Below are 18,984 nucleotides of genomic sequence, written 5' to 3'. Positions count from 1 at the left end.
TGTGGTATAATTAAATGGTAATTTCTAAATTATCGTAAGCCAGAAAAACATTTTCCGGAAGTTGTTTCTGTACTTCTTCATGAAAACCTAAAACGTGGCTGATATGCGTTAAATAAGCTTTTTCAGGCTTTACAAGATTTATAAAATCAAGCGCTTCCTGAAGATTAAAATGAGTATCATGAGGTTCAACACGTAAAGCATTTACAACCAAAACTTTTAAACCTTTAAGCTTTTCTGTTTCGGTTGAATCGATTGTTTTTACATCTGTCAAATAGGCAAAATCGTCTATTCGGTAACCAAAGACCTGCAATTCACCATGCATTACATTTATTGGAATAGCCGTTTTATCTCCAATCGCAAACGGAATATTGTTTTCAACCTCGATCGTTTTTACGCTTGGCGCTCCGGGATATTTATTTACCGTTTCAAAAACATAATCGAAACGACGTCTTAAATTATCCAAAACACGCTGGTGTCCGTAAATCGGAATTTCGCCTTGTCTGAAATTAAATGGACGAATATCATCTAAGCCCGCAGTATGATCTGCATGCTCGTGCGTAAAAAGAATTGCATCCAGTTTTCTGCACCCGCAGGAAAGCATCTGCTGTCTGAAATCAGGACCGCAATCTATTACATAAGAATGTTCGTCCCATGTAATCCAGATGGATACACGAAGCCTTTTATCCTTAGCATCAGTGCTTTTACAAACTGGATGATCGATCCCGATAATCGGAATACCCTGAGAAGTACCTGTACCTAAAAAATAAACCTTCAATTGAACTTAATTTTTTTACAAAAATAGATTATTTCTCTTTCATTAGACTCCTAATTTACTAACTTTGTAACAAATCTATTTAAAACAAAATGGGTACAGAAATAAAACTCAAAGGTGACAAGGTCATCGAACAGATTCCTTCTATAAAAGACAAAGCTTTACGCATTAATTTAAACGAGAATATTTACGGAACATTTGCTGAAATTGGCGCTGGACAAGAGACAGTTAGACATTTTTTCAGATCCGGAGGTTCATCAGGAACGATAGCAAAAGCAATGTCTGCCTATGACAAAGATTTTAGTGACGCTGTTTATGGTGCTGAAAACGACGGTAGATATGTTACCGAAGAACGTTTGAAAAAAATGCTGACACATGAAGGTCAGATTATCGAAGAACGTTTGAGCAGAGAAAAACACCCAACAAAACTTTTCTTCAGTTACGCTAACACGGTTGCTACAATAGATTTTGCCAAACAATTCAAAGGTCACGGCTGGGTTGGAATTCGATACCAAATTGAACCAGACGAAGCCTACAACGAAATTATTCTTCACATTCGTTTTAAAGAAACCGACGCAAGATTACAACAAGAAACACTTGGAATTTTAGGTGTAAACTTAATTTACGGTGCTTTTTACAAATACAACGATCCAAAACGATTACTTCGTTACTTATACGATCACTTAGACAAAGATCAATTAGAGATCGATACCATTAACTTTTCCGGTCCGCGTTTTGCTGACGTTGACAACCGTTTGATGAGTTTGCAGTTGGTTAAAAACGGAATGACAGATGCCGTAATGTTTAATCCTGAAGGGAAAAACATTTTACCTGCAGCAATCTTATACAAAAAGAACCTTTTGGCTTTAAGAGGAAGTTTTCGTCCGGTTACAAAAGTAAACATGGACATGTATGAGAAGTCATTAGAAATGTTTCTTAAAGAAAATAAGGTTGAGAAAAACAATACACTAGTTGTTTTTGAAATTACACTTTCTAACTTACGTTCGGATGGTGAAATTGACGAACGTGACTTTATGGATAGAGCCGAATTACTTTGTTCGCTTGGACAAACCGTAATGATTTCGAATTTCCAGGAATATTACAAAGTGGTTGAATACTTTGCTAATTATACTAAAGCTCGTATGGGACTGGCAATGGGTGTAAATAACCTTGTTGATATTTTTGACGAGAAATATTATCGTCATTTAAGTGGTGGAATCTTAGAAGCTTTCGGAAAATTATTCTATCGTGATATGAAAGTTTTCTTGTATCCGATGCTAGATGAAAATGGTGAATTAATGAATTCAAACAACTTAAAAGTTCATCCGCGAATGAAAGAATTGTACAAGTTCTTTAAATTCAACGGAAAAGTAGTTGATATTGAAGATTACGATCCGACTATTCTTGATGTTTTCTCTAGAGAAGTTCTTAAAATGATTAATCAGGGAAAAACGGGCTGGGAACCAATGCTTCCTCCTGGAATTCCAGAAATCATCAAAGAACATCATCTTTTTGGATATCATCCGCAGAAAGAATTAGAACAAAATATATAATACAAAAAGCCTCTTTATGGAGGCTTTTTTTTGTTTCAAGTTTTCTTTGTTTCAAGTTTCAGGTTCTAAACTGAACGAATTTTTAACGCAAAGTACGCTAAGTTTTTTTTTGATAAGAAAGATTTATAAAAAGCAAAGTCCGCAAAGCTTTGTGTTGATAAAGCTTTGCGGACTTTGCGTTTACGCACAAACTTGAATAAAAAACTTTGCGTGCTTTGCGGTAAAACTATAGACAAAGTCTTTCAACTTGAAACCTGAAACAAAAAAGCTTCTATTTCAAAATCTGCGAAGTGTGTTCTTTTGTTTTTACTTTTTCGATTACTTCCTCGATAATTCCTTTTTCGTCGATTACAAAAGTAGTTCTGTGAATTCCGTCGTATTCTTTTCCCATAAATTTCTTTGGCCCCCAAACTCCAAAATCATTTATCACTGATTTATCTTCATCTGCAATTAACGGGAAAGGAAACTCGTATTTATCTTTAAATTTTAATTGTGCTTTCTGGCTATCAGCACTTACGCCTAAAAGTTCGTAGTTATTGGCTTTAAAACGCTCAAAATTATCTCTTAAATCACAAGCTTCGGCGGTACAGCCCGGCGTACTTGCTTTTGGATAAAAGAAAACTACTAGCTTTTTCCCAGCGTAATCTGCTAGTTTATGTGCTTTTCCATCCTGATCTGTTCCTGAAAAATTGGGTGCTTTATCTCCTGCTTTTAATGTTGTCATATCTTGTTATTTTAGATTTTAGATTGTTGATTTTAGATTTTTTTTAAAGAATATAGAATAAAGAGTATAGATTTTAGGCTTTTTTTACTCTTAACCCATAATTTATTAACTTATAACTTTTTCATGCCCCGGATTGCAGTGAAAACCCCGGAATTGTGGTAGTTTACATTTTTTGTATTTAAAAAGCGACCAACGGAAGCTCTTTTAAATACTTAAAAATGTTACTAACACAATGAGGAGTTGAAACGAAAAGCCGGATTAGGCACATCATCAAAATTATACTATTTTTACGGGATTAAAAAGACTAAAATGAATAAAGAAGCTCGTGTGCAATTTGTTATTGACAAATTAAAAGAACTCTATCCTACTATACCTGTCCCTCTTGATCACAAAGATCCTTATACACTTCTAATTGCAGTTTTGCTGTCTGCACAATGTACTGATGTACGTGTCAATCAAATTACGCCATTGTTATTTGCAAAAGCCGACAATCCTTATGATATGGTTAAAATGTCGATAGAGGAAATTAAAGAAATTATTCGTCCATGTGGCTTGTCACCAATGAAATCGAAGGGAATTCACGGCTTATCTGAGATTTTGATTGAAAAACATAACGGAGAAGTTCCGCAGAGTTTTGAAGCTCTTGAAGCTTTGCCTGCTGTTGGTCATAAAACGGCAAGCGTAGTAATGTCTCAGGCTTTTGGAGTTCCAGCATTTCCAGTTGACACACACATTCACAGATTAATGTACCGATGGAATTTATCGAATGGAAAAAACGTAGCACAAACAGAAAAAGATGCCAAAAGACTGTTTCCAAGAGACTTGTGGAACGATTTACACCTTCAGATTATTTGGTACGGACGTGAATATTCGCCGGCACGCGGTTGGAGCTTAGAAAAAGATATTATTACTAAAACGGTTGGAAAAAAATCTCTGATTGAAGAGCTGGAAAAAACGGTTTCAAAAAAATAAGGCACAAAGAAAAAAACTTTGTGCCTTTGTATCTCTGCATCTTTGTAACTTAAAAAAACTACATTCCTGCTTTCAAAGCATTGTATTCGGCAGTCATATCCAGAGCTCTATAAACTCCTAATAACACTTTGGTTGCATCTTGATTTTTAGGTTCTATGGCCAACACCTTTTTCAAGTATGGGATTGCACTTCTTGTTACATCATCTTTTACAGAGCTTAACTTATCATATTTCTGCATTTCTGCCTTAGAAGTTCCTAAAGCCGCAATTTCATCTGTTAAATCTTTTTTAATCTGCAATTTCAAGTAAGCTAGATTAATATAGGCATCTATAAAATTAGGATTTAATTCTAATACGTAATTATAGGCTGCCTCAGCTTTCTGATACTCTTTTCTTTCTAGATAAGAATAAGCTAAATTATTATTAACCTCCACTTTTTTAGATGGAACCGATTCTGTTCTTGGTTTTTCGTAAAGTCCCTGTTGAATAGCATATTCTCTGGCTTTCGGAGAAATAAAAGCATCTTCTTCTTTTGTTTTCTTGTTAGTAGCCAAATACAGAACTCCTTTTCCAGTAAAATTGATCTTTTTTAATAATTCATAGTACGTAATTGCCGCACTATACTCTTTTCCATTCATGGATGAAGAGGCAGCATTCCATAAGTTTAGTGTGTCTTTTTTATCAAACAAATACACTTTATAACTTTTATCGGCACTTTCTTTGAATTTACCAGCCTTAAAATCTGCCATTGCGCCATTGACCAAGCCGGCTTTCATATCTTTTAAAGCCATACTAGCCTTAACAGTCGATTTAAATTTACCAGATTCATTCTCATATAGGAACACATCTTGATAAGCCTGAGAGGCTAAAGTAAAATTATTGGCCGCATCGACATTTTTTAAAGCTAAATCCTTTAAAACATTTCCTTTTAAAAAATAGTAATCCGATTTATCTTCGTTTGAGGCATTTAAGATGAGATATTCTGTTTTGTTTAAAATAGCTAAAGATTCTTCGCTTTTTCCTTTATCATACAAAGATTGCGCTTCTTTAATTCGGTCTTTTTGTGCAAACATACCTACACTTATTAGTAATAAGCAGGATAGCATTCTAATGTTCTTTTTCATTTTGCGGTTAAGTTTTGATTGGTTAAATGATTTTCTTTTTATTTCTAAAGTAGTAGCAGTGAGAAATAATTAAAACTGGCTTAAAAATTATTTTCAACGGCTATACTAGCAGCAAAAAATATTTTCTGGCACAAATATTCTCTGCTTAAAATCAAATGAGCAAAAACTTAACTAAATAAAGTAGGGTAATTTTTCTTCATAAACAATTTGGTTTTGGGTTAAGTATTTAATTTTTAATTCATTACTCTTCTCAGTAAAAAACTCTGACTTATATTACAATACGAAAAAACCTCTGTAATAGCATTTTTACTGAATAAAAAACTAGTTTTTAACTAAAATAGAATTAAAAACTAAATAAACATATAAAATCAAGTCAAAATATTAAATTTTAACAAAACTTATAAAAACTAATATAAAAACCTTATAAAAAATTATACCGAGGGGAAATTTAAAAATTTTGAGTATGAAGAAATAAATTAAAGATTTTTTTTACATAAAAAAGCTCACTATTTGTATGTGTGATACAAATAGTGAGCTTATCAACCAAAACGACCATTTGGTTTTATTTTACTAAACATCCGACAGGAGCAGTGGGCTGTTTAATTAGCTATAATCTCGAAACTTTTATCCTCAATTTTGACTACAGTCAAAGCTTGTGAATAGTTTAAAATAAAAGAAACTACTTCTTTATTAGGTTTAAGATTTTTAGAAGCTAATGCTTTTTTTGAGTAAATTTTCGCCATACTGTAAAATGTTTTATAGTAGTATAACGAGCTTATTACCAAAATATTATTAGTTGGTTAAAATAATTTGATGTTTTTCAATTATTTTTCTCAAATTCATTAATGCATAACGCATTCTTCCTAATGCTGTATTGATGCTGACACCAGTAATTTCTGAGATTTCTTTAAAACTCATATCTTGATACATACGCATTACCAAAACTTCTTTTTGATCCTCTGGAAGTTCTTCAATTAGCTTTTTTAAATCAAGTTCAACTTGATCCACTATCATTTTGCCTTCTATAGTCAAAGCATCGTCTGACATGATAGAGAAAATAGAAAACTCTTCTGTTTCTCTATACATTGGCATTTTCTTAGTCTTACGGAAGTGATCCACGATCAGGTTATGAGAAATACGCATTACCCAAGGCAGAAATTTACCTTCTTCGTTATAAGAATTGCTTTTTAAAGTTTTGATTACTTTAATAAATGTATCTTGAAAAATATCATTTGAAATATCTCTATCAGCAATCTTAGAATATATGAAACCATATATCTTAGATTCATGCCTTTTAATTAATGTTGCAAGAGCAGCTTCACTGCCTTCAACATAATTTTTCACTAATAGAGCGTCTGGAGTATGCAGATCAGCCATAATTCTACCTTTTTAGTTTTAATTTTAAAATTTGGAGTAATTTTCTAAAAAGTAGTTTTTTTATATAGGCGAATCTTTTTTTTGAGTTGTGTTAATATTGTGTCCAAATTTAACAAATAAATGTTCTAAAAAGCAAATAAAATTGCTAATAATTATAAGTAAAACATTTATTAAAGTAAATTAAACTTAAATTTTACATTGAAAAGGCTAAAAAACCACAAAAAAAGAATGAGCAGAATCCCTTTAAAAATAAGGCTTTAAACGCTAAAAATTAATCAGTAAATTATTAATTAAACCTTTTAAAATCTAGATTTAAATTACAATTTTTTATTCAATAATTTATTTTAAGACTGCTGTTATTTTTCCTAATTGTTTTATTTTGATCTGTTACTTCCTTAAATACTGTTGTTTTTTCAAAATTTCTAATCAAAAATTCTTCCTAAGGATGTTCCTTTTTATGATAAAATAGTTAAAATTTGGAACTATATCCTTAACAAAACCCAATTCAAAATTGATTACTTTTGTAAAAATTGACTTTTTTATGCAAATTGATCTTTCGAAAATAGACCCAAAATCAAATATTATAATAAAAGGAGCACAAGTACATAATTTAAAAAATGTAGATGTGGTCATTCCGAGAAACAAACTAGTCGTTATTACAGGACTTTCAGGATCTGGAAAATCAAGTTTGGCATTTGATACTTTATATGCCGAAGGACAAAGACGTTATGTAGAAAGTTTATCATCCTATGCACGTCAGTTTTTAGGCCGTTTAGATAAACCAAAAGTAGAATATATTAAAGGAATTGCCCCTGCAATTGCAATTGAACAAAAGGTAAACACTACCAATGCGCGTTCTACTGTCGGTACATCTACAGAAATATACGATTACATCAAACTTTTGTTTGCCCGAATCGGTCGTACTTATTCTCCAATTTCTGGACAAGAGGTCAAAAAAAATACGGTAACCGATGTTATTGCAGATGTCAAAACCCTCCCGATTGACAGTAGATGGCTTTTGCTTGCTCCAATTCATCTCGAAGAAGGAAGACAATTAGAAGATAAACTAAAAATACTTTTACAACAAGGTTTTGCCCGTATCTTAGTTGATAATGAAATGATTCGTTTGGACGAATTTTCGGCTTCAGACCTACATCAGTTTGACAATAAAGATATCTTATTAATTATTGATCGTATTGTTGTTAAAGAAGAAGAGGAATTTTATAATCGTCTTGCAGATGCTGTACAGACTGCATTTTTTGAAGGAAAAGGCATTTGTTATTTACAAGAATTAAATGGAAATAAAAGATTTTCTTATTCGAATAATTTTGAATTAGATGGAATCACTTTTTTAGAACCAAACGTTCATTTATTCAGTTTCAACAATCCTTACGGAGCTTGTCCAGCTTGTGAAGGGTATGGAAATATCATTGGAATTGATGCTGATCTGGTTGTTCCAAATACTTCTTTATCGGTTTTTGAAAGTGCTATTTATCCTTGGCGAGGTGAGAGCATGAGCTGGTACAAAGATGAATTTGTAAAACATGCTTATAAATTCGATTTCCCTATTCACAAACCTTATTTTCAGTTAACCGAAGAACAAAAAGATTTAATCTGGACAGGAAATCAATATTTTCAGGGATTAAATGATTTCTTTAGAGAATTAGAAGAGAAAAATTACAAAATTCAAAACCGCGTCATGTTATCACGCTATCGCGGTAAAACCAAATGTCATGTCTGTAAAGGCAAGCGTTTACGTGAAGAGGCTTCATACGTAAAAATCAACGGTAAAACAGTTTCTGATCTGGTTGATTTACCAATAAAACATTTAGTTAATTTCTTTAAAAACATCGAATTAAATGTTTATGAACAGCAGATTGCCAAACGATTAATGATCGAAATTAATAATCGTCTATCTTTTTTAAGTGAAGTTGGATTAGATTATCTTACATTAAATAGAAATTCAGCAACACTTTCTGGAGGAGAATCGCAGCGTATTAACCTCGCTACTTCTCTTGGCAGTAGTTTAGTTGGATCGATGTATATTTTGGATGAGCCAAGTATTGGTCTACACCCAAAAGATTCTGAAAGATTAATTAAAGTATTACTTTCCCTTCGCGATTTAGGAAATACCGTAATTGTGGTGGAGCACGATGAAGATATCATGAAAGCAGCCGATATGATTATTGATATTGGCCCTGAAGCTGGAACTTTTGGAGGAAAACTAGTAGCTCAAGGAACTTATGATGAAATTTTAAAATCAGATTCCTTGACTTCTCAATATCTTAATGGAAATTTAGAAATTTCTGTTCCTAAAAAACGAAGAAAATTTAAAAATCATATTGATATTGTTGGCGCACGCGAGAACAACTTAAAAAATATTGATATTACTTTTCCATTAGATGTTTTGACCGTTGTAACTGGTGTATCTGGAAGTGGAAAAAGTACTTTAATTAAAAAAATATTATTTCCTGCAATGCAGAAAAAACTGGAAAGTGCTGCCGAAAAAGCAGGACAGTTCAGTGAACTGAAAGGTTCTTTTTCTCAAATCAAACATATCGAGTACGTCGACCAAAATCCAATTGGTAGAAGTTCGCGATCTAATCCTGTAACTTACATCAAAGCTTATGATGATATTAGAGATTTATATGCAAAAGAAAAATTATCCAAAATAAGAGGATATCAGGCCAAACATTTCTCTTTTAATGTTGATGGCGGACGATGCGAAACCTGTAAAGGAGAAGGCTCTATAAACGTCGAAATGGTCTTTATGGCCGATGTTTCGCTTCCATGCGAAACTTGCGGAGGAAAACGTTTCAAAAAAGAGATTTTGGAAGTGGCTTTTGATAATCAAAATATCAACGACGTTCTAACTATGACGATTGATGATGCGATTACTTTTTTTGAAAAAAATAAACAATCTAAAATCACTCAGAAATTACAGCCTCTTCAAGATGTTGGTCTAGGATACGTACAGTTGGGACAGTCCTCTTCTACTCTTTCAGGCGGTGAAGCACAGCGTATTAAACTAGCTTCTTTTCTAGTGAAAGGGGCAACAAAAGACAAAGCATTATTTGTATTTGATGAACCAACAACTGGACTTCATTTTCATGACATTAAAAAATTATTGGCTTCTTTTGATGCTTTGATAGAAAAAGGACATTCTATTATTGTGATTGAACATAATCTGGATTTAATCAAATGTGCCGACTGGATTTTGGATCTTGGCCCTGAAGGAGGAGAAAATGGAGGACATTTACTAGCATCTGGAACTCCAGAAGAGATTGTAAAAGTAAAAGAATCGGTAACGGGAATTTATTTAAAAGATAAATTATAAAATGATCTAAAAATTTTAAAGCCATAAATACAATTGATTAGTTTGTATTTATGGCTTTTCTTATTTTATTTCTCTTTTTAATCTTTACGCTACCAAGCATCTTTCCTCAAAAGGAAGACCATCTTCGTCAATAGCTACTAAAATCTTTTTTTGTTTTGATGCCTCAAAGGTTAAATACAGCCAAGCAAATGACCATAAACCTAGAGTTAAACAAAAAATCATGAAATTTAAACTGTGATTCACTACTTTTCCCCCTTTAGATAAAACCGCGAAAAGGAATTCATCGTTTCTTTCTTCTAACGTAAATCCATTATGAACTTTGTTTGATATCATATTTGAAAATACTTGCATGCTTTGTTCCTGGCTGAGATGATTGTCTTTCATAATTATTCTATACTACATTAATCCATAAACTTTTTCTTGCACATTTTATTGCAAAAGTACTCAAACTAAAAAAATAAAAAAATACCTACATTTAATGATTTTGTTAGAAATAATTCTGCAAATTCTTGTAAGTAGTATTAAATTTTCAGTCTAAAGTTAATTTTTATCTAATTAATTACAAAATAAATACATGTTAAAATTTATTATTTAATAACTCATTTTCAATTTCTTAACTTTTGTTCTTCAAATTAAAAGAGGGCGCTTCGTAATCTTCTTTTAAGTAATTTGGCGGAAGTGTGGTCGCATTTCCATCTCTTAAAGCATTATAGTGTGGTGACATAATCTCTATGCCTGCAGCATTAAAAGAATCTTGTATGTTTTGATGCAATGACGAATAAATCCTAGGTTGTTTAGTTGGTTCTTTCGTATAAACGTTAATCTGATAAGAAACATAAAAATCATCTAAACTGGTTTGAAGTACAAATGGTTTTGGTTCTTTTTCTATCATTTCGGTATTCAAAGCAGCTTCAATTAAGGCAGCGTAGATGTCCTTCCACGGAACATCATAACCTATTGTTACCGTAGTATGAATTAATAAACCATTGGTAGAATGTTTAGTATTTGCAGAATAATTTGTAGAGGTACTGGATAAAACCGTTGCATTAGGAATCGTTATATCTTCGAATTTTGGAGTTCTGATTCTTGTAACCAAAGCTGTCTTTTCAATAACTTCTCCGCTTACATCCCCAATTTTAATATAATCGCCAATTTTAAACGGACGCATATAAGTAATTACTAATCCTGCCACCATATTGGCAATAGCATTTGAAGATCCAAGAGAAAACAAAACACCCACAAATACTGAAACTCCCTTGAAAATTGGAGAATCTGAACCTGGTAAATACGGGAAAATAATGACCAGCATAAAAGCATACATCAAGAATCTAATGATATTAAATGTTGGAAGTGCCCAATCGCTGTAAAATCCATCAATTTTTATGTTTTCAGATTTTATTTCGTAAAAGAAAAATTTTATGACTTTTAAAGAATACTTAAAAATAATCACAATTACGATGATGGTAAATAGACTTGGCAGAAAACCAATAAATCCCATTAAAGCCGATTTAGCTGGCGTTAAAATCCATCTAAGAAGTGTAGTGGTATATTCTTTTGTTGCTGGAAAAATACTGAATAAAACCGGAAGAGATAAATAAACAATAAGTACAAGTGAGGCTATTTTTACAAAACCAAAAAATCTTAAAAATAGAATCTGCTGTCTTTCTGGAGATAATACTTTTATTGTATTATAATTTACGCCTTTAAAATATTTTTTTCTATTCCTAATAATATATTTTTTGATTAGATTAAACACTTTACCAACCAAAAACAGGATCAAGCCAATAATTAAAACCAACAAAGCAGTATATCCAAAACGCTTAGGAAGCTGAGAGTAATTCTCGTTCTGATAAATTATAGCGCTTTTAATTATCTTTAAATTACGATTGGCAATAAAAGATACCGTTTGATTTTCGGCTTTAGCATCAGATTCCAAAACCGACATTAGTACTAAATCATTCTTATAAACAATATCTGAAGAAACATCAGAAGGAATAACTTTGAGAGAATCTTTTTCAAAAAAAGATTCATTATAAAGTCTTTTAATTTTAGAGGAAATATACTCCGCCCGTTCTTTAGCAGGAAATGATCCCACATTATTATACACATAAAAAAGCGTGTCTTTAAAAGGACTTACAGGATAACCTTTAAGTTTTACTATCGATGAATCTGGAATCTTCAGATTTTTGTTCTGTCCCAACATTACCGAACAAGAAAACCAAACAAGAAATAAAGCTAATAACTTAAGTAATTTTATTTTCATATTCTACTAGAAATAAATTAGTTATCCTTTCTAACAAATATAAAAACAAAAAAGTTACTTTTTTAAATTACTTTTATTTTTCCTACAGTGACGCTTTAAATTTTTATCCCGATCTTCTTAAAAATAGAATCAATAACACCATTGATGTCTGGAGAAATTTTGAATTTATAATTCAAATACAAATATAAAATGGTAACTAAAATCGATTTTAAAGCAATACTAATTAACTGAAAAAATGGAAATTCCCAGAAATAAAAAACTAAAAACAATGCAAAAGTTAAAAGCATGGAATAAATTGTCTGCTCCGTAAAAGGATACAAGTGAAGTTTTTTAACCACAAAAAGCAATTTAGCCAAACTGTATAAAGTAATTGATAAAAGTGTCGCAAATGCCGAACCAAAAATCCCAAAAATTGGGATAAAAATCATATTTAAAATGACGGTCAAAACTACTAGCATCAAACCTAAATACAAAACCATTCGGTAATATTTTGTATTAAAAATGATAGCATTGTTATTTCCCAAAATCAAATCAAAATACTTAGACAAACCAATCATAAAAACCACTGGAATTCCACCGCTGTATTCTTTTGGAACCAATTCGTACAATTGATTAATATTGACAAAAATACAAAGCATCACAAAACCGCCGACAATCTGCAGATTGATAGAGGTTTTTTTGTACAACTGATTCAATTCGTCATGTTTGTTATCATGCATCAATTTAGCCGTAATTGGATACACAATTTGATGCATGGCACGGCTTGGAACTGAAATTACCAAAGCAATGTAAGTTGCAACAGAATAATAAGCAATATTCTCAATCTTCATATATTGATTCAGCATCAGTTTGTCGCCATCCAAAAGCAAATTGGCTACACTTCCAGACAGAATAATATAGAAAGTATACTCCATTACACTTTTTACATTTTCAGGAATTGTAATCTGGAAATTCGGCTTCTTAATGTAAAACGCATAAAACATTGTTACTATAAAAGCTAAAAAATATATAGCTGCTGTGACGTACACAAACTCAACCAAACTAATCCAGTTAAAATACAAACCTATCAATGCAAAAGTTGAAAGCAACCTTAAACCTACTTCTTTTATAAAATTTCCAAAAACCGAATGCATGTGTACCCTTGCCCAAGCATAAAAGATTTCAAAATACGCCATACAGATTCCTATAAACGGAATCAAAAGCATAAATTCACGGACTACAGGGTTTTCTTTAGAAACAAAATCTGTTATATCATCATAGAAAAAGATTCCAATTAGCCCTAAAGGAATACACATTAAGATTGGAAATAATGCCGTAAAAGAAAGGAACTGTTCTCTTTCTTCTTCAGTTTTATACTGTGAATAAAATTTTACTAAAGTATTCTGCATTCCAATTGCAAACAAAGGCATGATCACATTCGCTGCAGAAGTAATATAATTGGTTAAAGCGTAATAAGTTGCACCAAGAAAAACTGGGTAAAGATATAATGTATTTATGGCTCCGATACCAAAACCAATGTATGTAATTATAGTATTTTTAAAAGACTGATTTAAGACAATACCCATTTCTTGAGTTTAGATTGTAGAATTTAAATTTTCAATTGATTATTTCTTAATCAGTTGTGCTAATTGTTTGGTTAGATTTTTTCTGGAATATTGCTGTAAACCAATTCCGTACGCTTGCAAATTCCCTTCCAAAAACTGATTAAAAAAGTCCAAAATTACACTTTTTAACTTGGCTTTTTCAGAATAATCAAAAAATACTCCTGTATTGGTTTGTGTCACAATATCTGCAAAATCTGAACCTTGTGGTCCAATCGCTATTATTGGGCGGTTTGACACCATATACTCGAATAATTTTCCGGGAATAATGCTTTTGGTATCCTCAGAATTAATTTCAATTAAAAGTAAAACCTGAGTTTTTTTTTGATGGGCAACTGCTTCTTTATGAGAAACGTATCCAACTAAATTCAGATGATCATTTAATTGATGCTCTTTTATTGCATCTAATACTTCCTGACTTACAGCTCCAATTAATTTAATTTCTAAGTGAGATTTAAATTCTGGAACTTCCTGAAGTAATTCTACCAAAACTTCCCATAGAAAAGTCGGGTTTCTGTCTGATAAAAAAGAGCCTATATGAGCTAACGTAAATTTACGGTCTAAAGTTTGTTTTTCGACAGTTTCAACATCATAACCATTTGTAATAACTGTAATTGGTCTGTTTGTAATGACTTCGAATTCAGCTTTTGTTGTTTTACTAGTTACAATAATTTCGTCAGCAGCATTTAAAACTTTATGCTCTAAATTTTTATGCTTCTTTTCTGCATAAGAAGACAAACGAAGCGCTTTATGATAACCAATCGTTGTCCAAGGATCACGAAAGTCAGCAAACCATTTTACGTTTAATTTTTTTTGTAATTCTAAACCAATTAAATGCAGACTATGCGGTGGTCCAGAAGTAACAATTGTATCAATATTATTTTCTTGAATATATTTTTCTAAATAAGCAACAGAAGGTTTTACCCAAAAAACACGAGCATCTGGAATAAAAAGATTACCGCGAACCCACAGAAATGTTTTATCTAAAAAAGTCTGTTTTTTCTTCTGAGGAAAAATTCCAGAACTGATTTTTTTTGTTTTGTTTTTTGAAAAAACAGAAGCCAATTGATAAGGCTCCCAAATTTTATTCTTTAGAACAATTACCTTATCTGATATTTCACTTACCAAACCTTCATCAACAATAGGATAAGTTGGATTTTCTGGAACATAAACAATTGGCTGTACATCAAATTCTGGCAGATATTTTACAAATTTCAACCAACGCTGTACTCCTGGACCACCAGCTGGTGGAAAGTAATAGGTAATTATTAAGAGTTTTTTTTGTTCCATTTAGGATTTATATTCAATTTCACAGAGATTCACAAAGTGTTCGCGAAGTTTCGCAAAAGACTTAATTACTTTTGGGCATCTTTGCGAAAGAATTTTTCGAAATAAATTCCACCAATTAAAAGCAATACCATCCCAATTGAACTAATTAAAGTAATTGTTCCTCCAGTTTTAATAACCTGAGGCTCAAATTTGAATTCTATAGTATGTTTTCCACCAGGAATTTCCATTGCTCTTAAAACATAATCAACAGGGAAATGATCTGTCAATTTACCATCGACATAAGCACTCCAGCCATTTTTATAATATATTTCAGAAAAAACAGCTAAACCATCTTTTTCATTTTCTGATTTATATTTGATGTAATTTGGCTTATACTCTACAACATTAATTGTCCCCGTCGCATCCCAAGGTTTCTTTAAACGAGCATTTGGGAATTTAGATTCGTGTTCATGAACATTAAAAACAGCTACTTTTTTCGTGTCTAAAGTATTCAGCGCTTTCATTACATCATCTGCTTTGTTCACCAATTTTACAGAACTCACAAACCAAGCATTTCCATTCGCATCTGGATTAATGGTTGGAATATCCTTTCCTTCTTTATCTGTCTGAATTACATACTTAACATTTAGCATATTAAGTATTTCAAGATTATTTTTAGCGATCTGGTAATCAAAAAGCTGCTGCATTCTACGAGGTTTCGCTGCATGGTAACCACCTATTGAACTATGAAAATAAGAAGCTCTTGCACTTGACATATTACCATTTAATTCAAAAACCCTATAATGTGTTGTATCAGCCAAAATTTTGTAATCTGCTTCGGTTTCCTGAAAAGGAGCCGCAATCTGAACTGGACTTACAAAATCCTTAGCAGAAACATATTTTTTATCAATAAAGAACAAATCAAAAATCATTACAATTCCCACAATGATTAAAGTTGTAGTCTGAGAAAGCTTATTTTTTATGAATAACCATAGAATTAGAAACGTCAATACAATTAGAAAACCTGTTCTCAGTAAATCTGCATAGTACATCGTTACACGGTCTTCTTTTAGTGCATCAACAAAATCCGGCCCATAACTTTGCATTAAATATTGATCACTTGCTCCAGAAAAATTAAATAATTGTTTGGCAATTACTAAAATAAAAATTACCCCAAGTCCAAAAACTCCTGTTTGAACTAATGCTTTCTGTTGCAATTTAGGTTCATCTTTGGCTTTAAAAAATGATTGAATTCCCATAACTGCCAAAACAGGGAAACATAATTCTAAAATTACTTGAATAGACGATACTGCCCTAAATTTATCATACATAGGAATATAGTCTATGAAGAAATCAGTCAATAAAGGGAAGTTTTTACCCCAAGAAAGCACTAAAGAAAACAAAGCCCCTCCGAGAAAAACATACTTAATTTTTCTATCATCTATAAAAAGTGCTAAAACGGCAAGAAAAAACACTACTGCTCCAATGTAGGCCGGAGCAGCAACAATAGGCTGATCTCCCCAATAAGTAGGCATGCTTGAAGCATATTGCTTCGCTTCAGCTTCAGAAGCTCGTCTCTCTGTAAAAAAGCAGTACATCCTGCTTTCTTTTCCTAAATTTTCGTGATTTGACCCGCCAAAAAGCCTAGGTGCAATAAGATTAAAACTCTCTGCAATTCCATAACTATATTCCGTAATATATTCACGGCTTAAAGCATTTTCATTTGTCTTTCTTGTTCCATCAGGATTGAAAGTTAATTCACTATTGCTTCGTGTACTAAATTTAGCATATTCGCTTGTCGCCAGTAAATTTCCAGCATTCGCTCCAATAGCAAAAATACCAGCAATGGCAAGTGTACCGATTGAAACTAAAAGCGGTTTATATTCTTTATTTTTTATAAATTCAAAAGCAAAATAACCTGAAAGTATCAACAAGAAAATTAATAGATAATAGGTCATCTGGAAGTGATTGGCATTAACTTCTAATGCCACGGCAAACATAGTGAGCAAACCTCCCCAGACGTACTTTTTCTGAAAGACGAGTATAAATCCAGCTACCACAAGAGGCATATATGCAATTGCATGTGCTTTGGCATTATGACCAACTCCTAAAATGATAATTAGATAAGTTGAAAAACCAAATGCAATAGCGCCGATAAAAGCCTTTAACGGATCTGTTTTTAAAACCAATAATAAACCATAAAAGCCTAAGAAATATAGAAACAAGTAATCTGCAGGACGTGGAAGAAAACGAAGCACATCATCAATTTCTCCAACAAAATCATACGGATACTTGGCTCCCAGCTGATAAGTAGGCATACCACCAAAAGCAGAATTTGTCCAATAAGGTTCCGCATTTTCCATCGCTCTAAAGTCATTCTGCTCTTTTGCCATTCCGGTGTATTGAGCAATATCTGACTGGAAAATTTGTTTTCCTTGCAGAACTGGATAAAAATAAATTAATGAAACGAGAATAAAGCCCAGTATAACAAGGGCATGCGGATAGTACTTATTTATTATTTTCAATTTTGGCTGGTTTGGGTTAAAATGAATCCTAATATTTCAGGACACAAATCTAATCTATTTCTTCGTAATCAACATACTCTCCCACTTTTTTGGTTTCGCGCGGGTTTTTAGCATTAGCAGTATTAATGATTATTTCATCATTATTATTTCTGCTGGTATTCTGCCAGCTATTATTTTGATTCTGTTGATTGTATTGTTGTTGCTGCCTCTGAAAATTTTCGCTTGCATTTTCAACAGCCTTTTTTACCAGTACAGGCAAAAAAATTCTAGCCAAAAATTTCATAAGATAATAAAAGGCAATAATCCCAATAATATATCTTAAACTTGATAATGACGCTTCTTGCATAACTCTATAATTTTTTTCAAAATTAATAAATCCGTTGTTTAAAAATAAAATATGAATCTTAAATAAATAATAAAATATGTACATTTGATATGCGTTATTATATTTTAACCCAAAAAAAATTATATGTTTAAAATTAAAAACTTACTCGCCCCGGTACTTTTTTTTATTCCACAATTGTTTTTTGCACAATATACTGATGTCATCAATTCCAATCGTCCAGGTGAAACAATGTCTGCCTATGGTGTTGGAAAATCAGTAATTCAAGCAGAGCTTGGTGTTTACGGCATCAAAGAAAAACACGATTTATTAGATTATGATGCCAGCGGATTTGGCACCGATTTTACGCTTCGCTATGGCGCTTTTCTTGAACAACTAGAGTTTGTATTGGATGTGCAGTATCAAATGGCAAATTATGATACTCCTTACACCAGTTACAAGAAAAATAATTTTAGACAGACTGTTTTAGGAGCTAAATATTTAATTTATGATCCTTACAAAAACTATAAAAAAGAAGTTAACATTTACAGCTATAAAGCCAATCGTAATTTTCAATGGCGCGAATTGATTCCAGCTGTTTCTGTTTTTGCAGGAGCTAATTTTGTTGGGGCAGATAATCCGTATTATTTTTCGCCTGACGGTGCTATTTCTCCAAAAGTTTCCTTAATAACACAAAACTTGTTTGGAGGTGGTTCTTGGGTTTTTGTAACCAATATTATTGCAGATTATATTGGTACAGATTATCCAAGTTACGGATATGTATTAACTTTGACCCACGGATTTAACGACAGATGGTCTGGTTTCGTTGAAAACCAAGGATACAAAAGTGACTTTTACAGTGATTCTATCATTCGTGGCGGCGCTGCATATCTCCTTTCTTCCAACATGCAGGTTGATGCTTCTATAAGTACTAACTTCAAAAACACGCCTTCTATTTTGTATGGCGGTGTTGGAATATCATGGCGATACGATGGCTGGTACAAAGAAAAAGTGATTGAAGCAAAAAATAAAGATAGAGCTAAAAAGAACCCTGACAACGAAAAGAGTGTCGATTATCAAGAAAAAGAAAGAAGACGTAAATCAAAATACGAATAAATAGTAATAAATAAAGACTCCTTAAAGAGA

Annotated in this window: 15 protein-coding genes; 4 read left to right on the top strand and 11 right to left on the bottom strand. The window is 32.2% G+C overall.

Going from position 1 to position 18,984, the window contains the following annotated elements:
* Nucleotides 1–10: 10 nt before the first annotated feature.
* Entirely contained in the window at nt 11–775 is a 765-nt protein-coding gene (locus P2W65_RS13245) for an MBL fold metallo-hydrolase (RefSeq protein ID WP_289657893.1), read from the bottom strand.
* An 89-nt stretch (nt 776–864) separates the two neighbouring features.
* Between P2W65_RS13245 and P2W65_RS13240 the strand changes: the two genes are divergently transcribed.
* Entirely contained in the window at nt 865–2,325 is a 1,461-nt protein-coding gene (locus tag P2W65_RS13240; RefSeq protein WP_179007585.1) for a TonB-dependent receptor, read from the top strand.
* 271 nt (nt 2,326–2,596) lie between these two features.
* Here the strand turns inward: P2W65_RS13240 and bcp are convergent, their stop codons facing one another.
* Nucleotides 2,597–3,049, bottom strand: a complete 453-nt coding sequence (bcp, locus tag P2W65_RS13235) for a thioredoxin-dependent thiol peroxidase (protein WP_289666141.1) — start codon at nt 3,047–3,049, stop codon at nt 2,597–2,599.
* 309 nt (nt 3,050–3,358) lie between these two features.
* On the opposite strand from bcp, the gene P2W65_RS13230 reads away from it, so the two are divergent.
* Nucleotides 3,359–4,021 carry an endonuclease III domain-containing protein gene (locus P2W65_RS13230; RefSeq protein ID WP_198857072.1) on the top strand — a complete coding sequence of 221 codons (663 nt, stop codon included), beginning with the start codon at nt 3,359–3,361 and terminating at the stop codon, nt 4,019–4,021.
* A 58-nt stretch (nt 4,022–4,079) separates the two neighbouring features.
* Here the strand turns inward: P2W65_RS13230 and P2W65_RS13225 are convergent, their stop codons facing one another.
* The 3 genes from P2W65_RS13225 to P2W65_RS13215 all read right to left on the bottom strand — a co-directional run bounded on the left by P2W65_RS13225 (nt 4,080) and on the right by P2W65_RS13215 (nt 6,521).
* Nucleotides 4,080–5,144: a tetratricopeptide repeat protein gene (locus P2W65_RS13225; RefSeq protein WP_289666140.1), complete on the bottom strand. Its 1,065-nt coding sequence runs from the start codon at nt 5,142–5,144 to the stop codon at nt 4,080–4,082.
* Between the two features lie 599 nt (nt 5,145–5,743).
* Nucleotides 5,744–5,887 carry a hypothetical protein gene (locus P2W65_RS13220; RefSeq protein WP_179007577.1) on the bottom strand — a complete coding sequence of 48 codons (144 nt, stop codon included), beginning with the start codon at nt 5,885–5,887 and terminating at the stop codon, nt 5,744–5,746.
* A 49-nt stretch (nt 5,888–5,936) separates the two neighbouring features.
* Nucleotides 5,937–6,521 (bottom strand): RNA polymerase sigma factor, encoded by a 585-nt coding sequence (locus P2W65_RS13215; protein WP_179007575.1) that lies wholly within the window; start codon nt 6,519–6,521, stop codon nt 5,937–5,939.
* A 541-nt stretch (nt 6,522–7,062) separates the two neighbouring features.
* Here P2W65_RS13215 and uvrA point away from each other — a divergent pair.
* Complete coding sequence (gene uvrA, locus P2W65_RS13210; RefSeq protein WP_289666139.1) at nt 7,063–9,858, top strand: excinuclease ABC subunit UvrA; 2,796 nt, start codon at nt 7,063–7,065, stop codon at nt 9,856–9,858.
* Between the two features lie 84 nt (nt 9,859–9,942).
* Here uvrA and P2W65_RS13205 read toward each other — a convergent pair whose 3' ends face one another.
* The 6 genes from P2W65_RS13205 to P2W65_RS13180 all read right to left on the bottom strand — a co-directional run bounded on the left by P2W65_RS13205 (nt 9,943) and on the right by P2W65_RS13180 (nt 17,862).
* Nucleotides 9,943–10,242, bottom strand: coding sequence for a hypothetical protein (locus P2W65_RS13205; RefSeq protein ID WP_167365388.1), 300 nt, complete (start codon nt 10,240–10,242; stop codon nt 9,943–9,945).
* A 229-nt stretch (nt 10,243–10,471) separates the two neighbouring features.
* Nucleotides 10,472–12,121: a mechanosensitive ion channel family protein gene (locus P2W65_RS13200; RefSeq protein ID WP_289666137.1), complete on the bottom strand. Its 1,650-nt coding sequence runs from the start codon at nt 12,119–12,121 to the stop codon at nt 10,472–10,474.
* Nucleotides 12,122–12,216: 95 nt separating this feature from the next.
* A complete protein-coding gene (locus P2W65_RS13195; protein WP_289666136.1) occupies nt 12,217–13,686 on the bottom strand; it encodes an oligosaccharide flippase family protein in 1,470 nt (489 codons plus the stop codon).
* Between the two features lie 39 nt (nt 13,687–13,725).
* Nucleotides 13,726–15,012 (bottom strand): glycosyltransferase family 4 protein, encoded by a 1,287-nt coding sequence (locus P2W65_RS13190; protein WP_289666135.1) that lies wholly within the window; start codon nt 15,010–15,012, stop codon nt 13,726–13,728.
* A 65-nt stretch (nt 15,013–15,077) separates the two neighbouring features.
* On the bottom strand, nt 15,078–17,516 hold the full coding sequence (locus tag P2W65_RS13185; RefSeq protein ID WP_289666134.1) for a YfhO family protein: 2,439 nt from the start codon (nt 17,514–17,516) through the stop codon (nt 15,078–15,080).
* A 49-nt stretch (nt 17,517–17,565) separates the two neighbouring features.
* The gene (locus tag P2W65_RS13180) at nt 17,566–17,862 is read right to left on the bottom strand and encodes a DUF4834 family protein (protein ID WP_289666133.1); all 297 of its coding nucleotides are present in this window, start codon (nt 17,860–17,862) and stop codon (nt 17,566–17,568) included.
* A 123-nt stretch (nt 17,863–17,985) separates the two neighbouring features.
* Between P2W65_RS13180 and P2W65_RS13175 the strand changes: the two genes are divergently transcribed.
* Nucleotides 17,986–18,954, top strand: coding sequence for a transporter (locus P2W65_RS13175; protein WP_289666132.1), 969 nt, complete (start codon nt 17,986–17,988; stop codon nt 18,952–18,954).
* The last annotated feature ends 30 nt before the right edge of the window (nt 18,955–18,984 follow it).

It is taken from the genome of Flavobacterium panacagri, from assembly GCF_030378165.1.
In the GTDB taxonomy this organism is placed as follows: Bacteria; Bacteroidota; Bacteroidia; order Flavobacteriales; family Flavobacteriaceae; genus Flavobacterium; species Flavobacterium panacagri.
Note: the sequence above shows the minus strand (reverse complement) of the source record. Positions and strands in the feature narration are given on the sequence as shown.

Bases quoted from the DNA above. Each gene is read 5' to 3' on its own strand.
- P2W65_RS13220 (WP_179007577.1), bottom strand. From the start codon at position 5,887: ATGGCGAAAATTTACTCAAAAAAAGCATTAGCTTCTAAAAATCTTAAA.
- P2W65_RS13195 (WP_289666136.1), bottom strand. From the start codon at position 13,686: ATGGGTATTGTCTTAAATCAGTCTTTTAAAAATACTATAATTACATAC.
- P2W65_RS13190 (WP_289666135.1), bottom strand. From the start codon at position 15,012: ATGGAACAAAAAAAACTCTTAATAATTACCTATTACTTTCCACCAGCT.
- bcp (WP_289666141.1), bottom strand. From the start codon at position 3,049: ATGACAACATTAAAAGCAGGAGATAAAGCACCCAATTTTTCAGGAACA.
- P2W65_RS13215 (WP_179007575.1), bottom strand. From the start codon at position 6,521: ATGGCTGATCTGCATACTCCAGACGCTCTATTAGTGAAAAATTATGTT.
- P2W65_RS13230 (WP_198857072.1), top strand. From the start codon at position 3,359: ATGAATAAAGAAGCTCGTGTGCAATTTGTTATTGACAAATTAAAAGAA.
- uvrA (WP_289666139.1), top strand. From the start codon at position 7,063: ATGCAAATTGATCTTTCGAAAATAGACCCAAAATCAAATATTATAATA.
- P2W65_RS13225 (WP_289666140.1), bottom strand. From the start codon at position 5,144: ATGAAAAAGAACATTAGAATGCTATCCTGCTTATTACTAATAAGTGTA.
- P2W65_RS13205 (WP_167365388.1), bottom strand. From the start codon at position 10,242: ATGAAAGACAATCATCTCAGCCAGGAACAAAGCATGCAAGTATTTTCA.
- P2W65_RS13175 (WP_289666132.1), top strand. From the start codon at position 17,986: ATGTTTAAAATTAAAAACTTACTCGCCCCGGTACTTTTTTTTATTCCA.
- P2W65_RS13240 (WP_179007585.1), top strand. From the start codon at position 865: ATGGGTACAGAAATAAAACTCAAAGGTGACAAGGTCATCGAACAGATT.
- P2W65_RS13200 (WP_289666137.1), bottom strand. From the start codon at position 12,121: ATGAAAATAAAATTACTTAAGTTATTAGCTTTATTTCTTGTTTGGTTT.
- P2W65_RS13180 (WP_289666133.1), bottom strand. From the start codon at position 17,862: ATGCAAGAAGCGTCATTATCAAGTTTAAGATATATTATTGGGATTATT.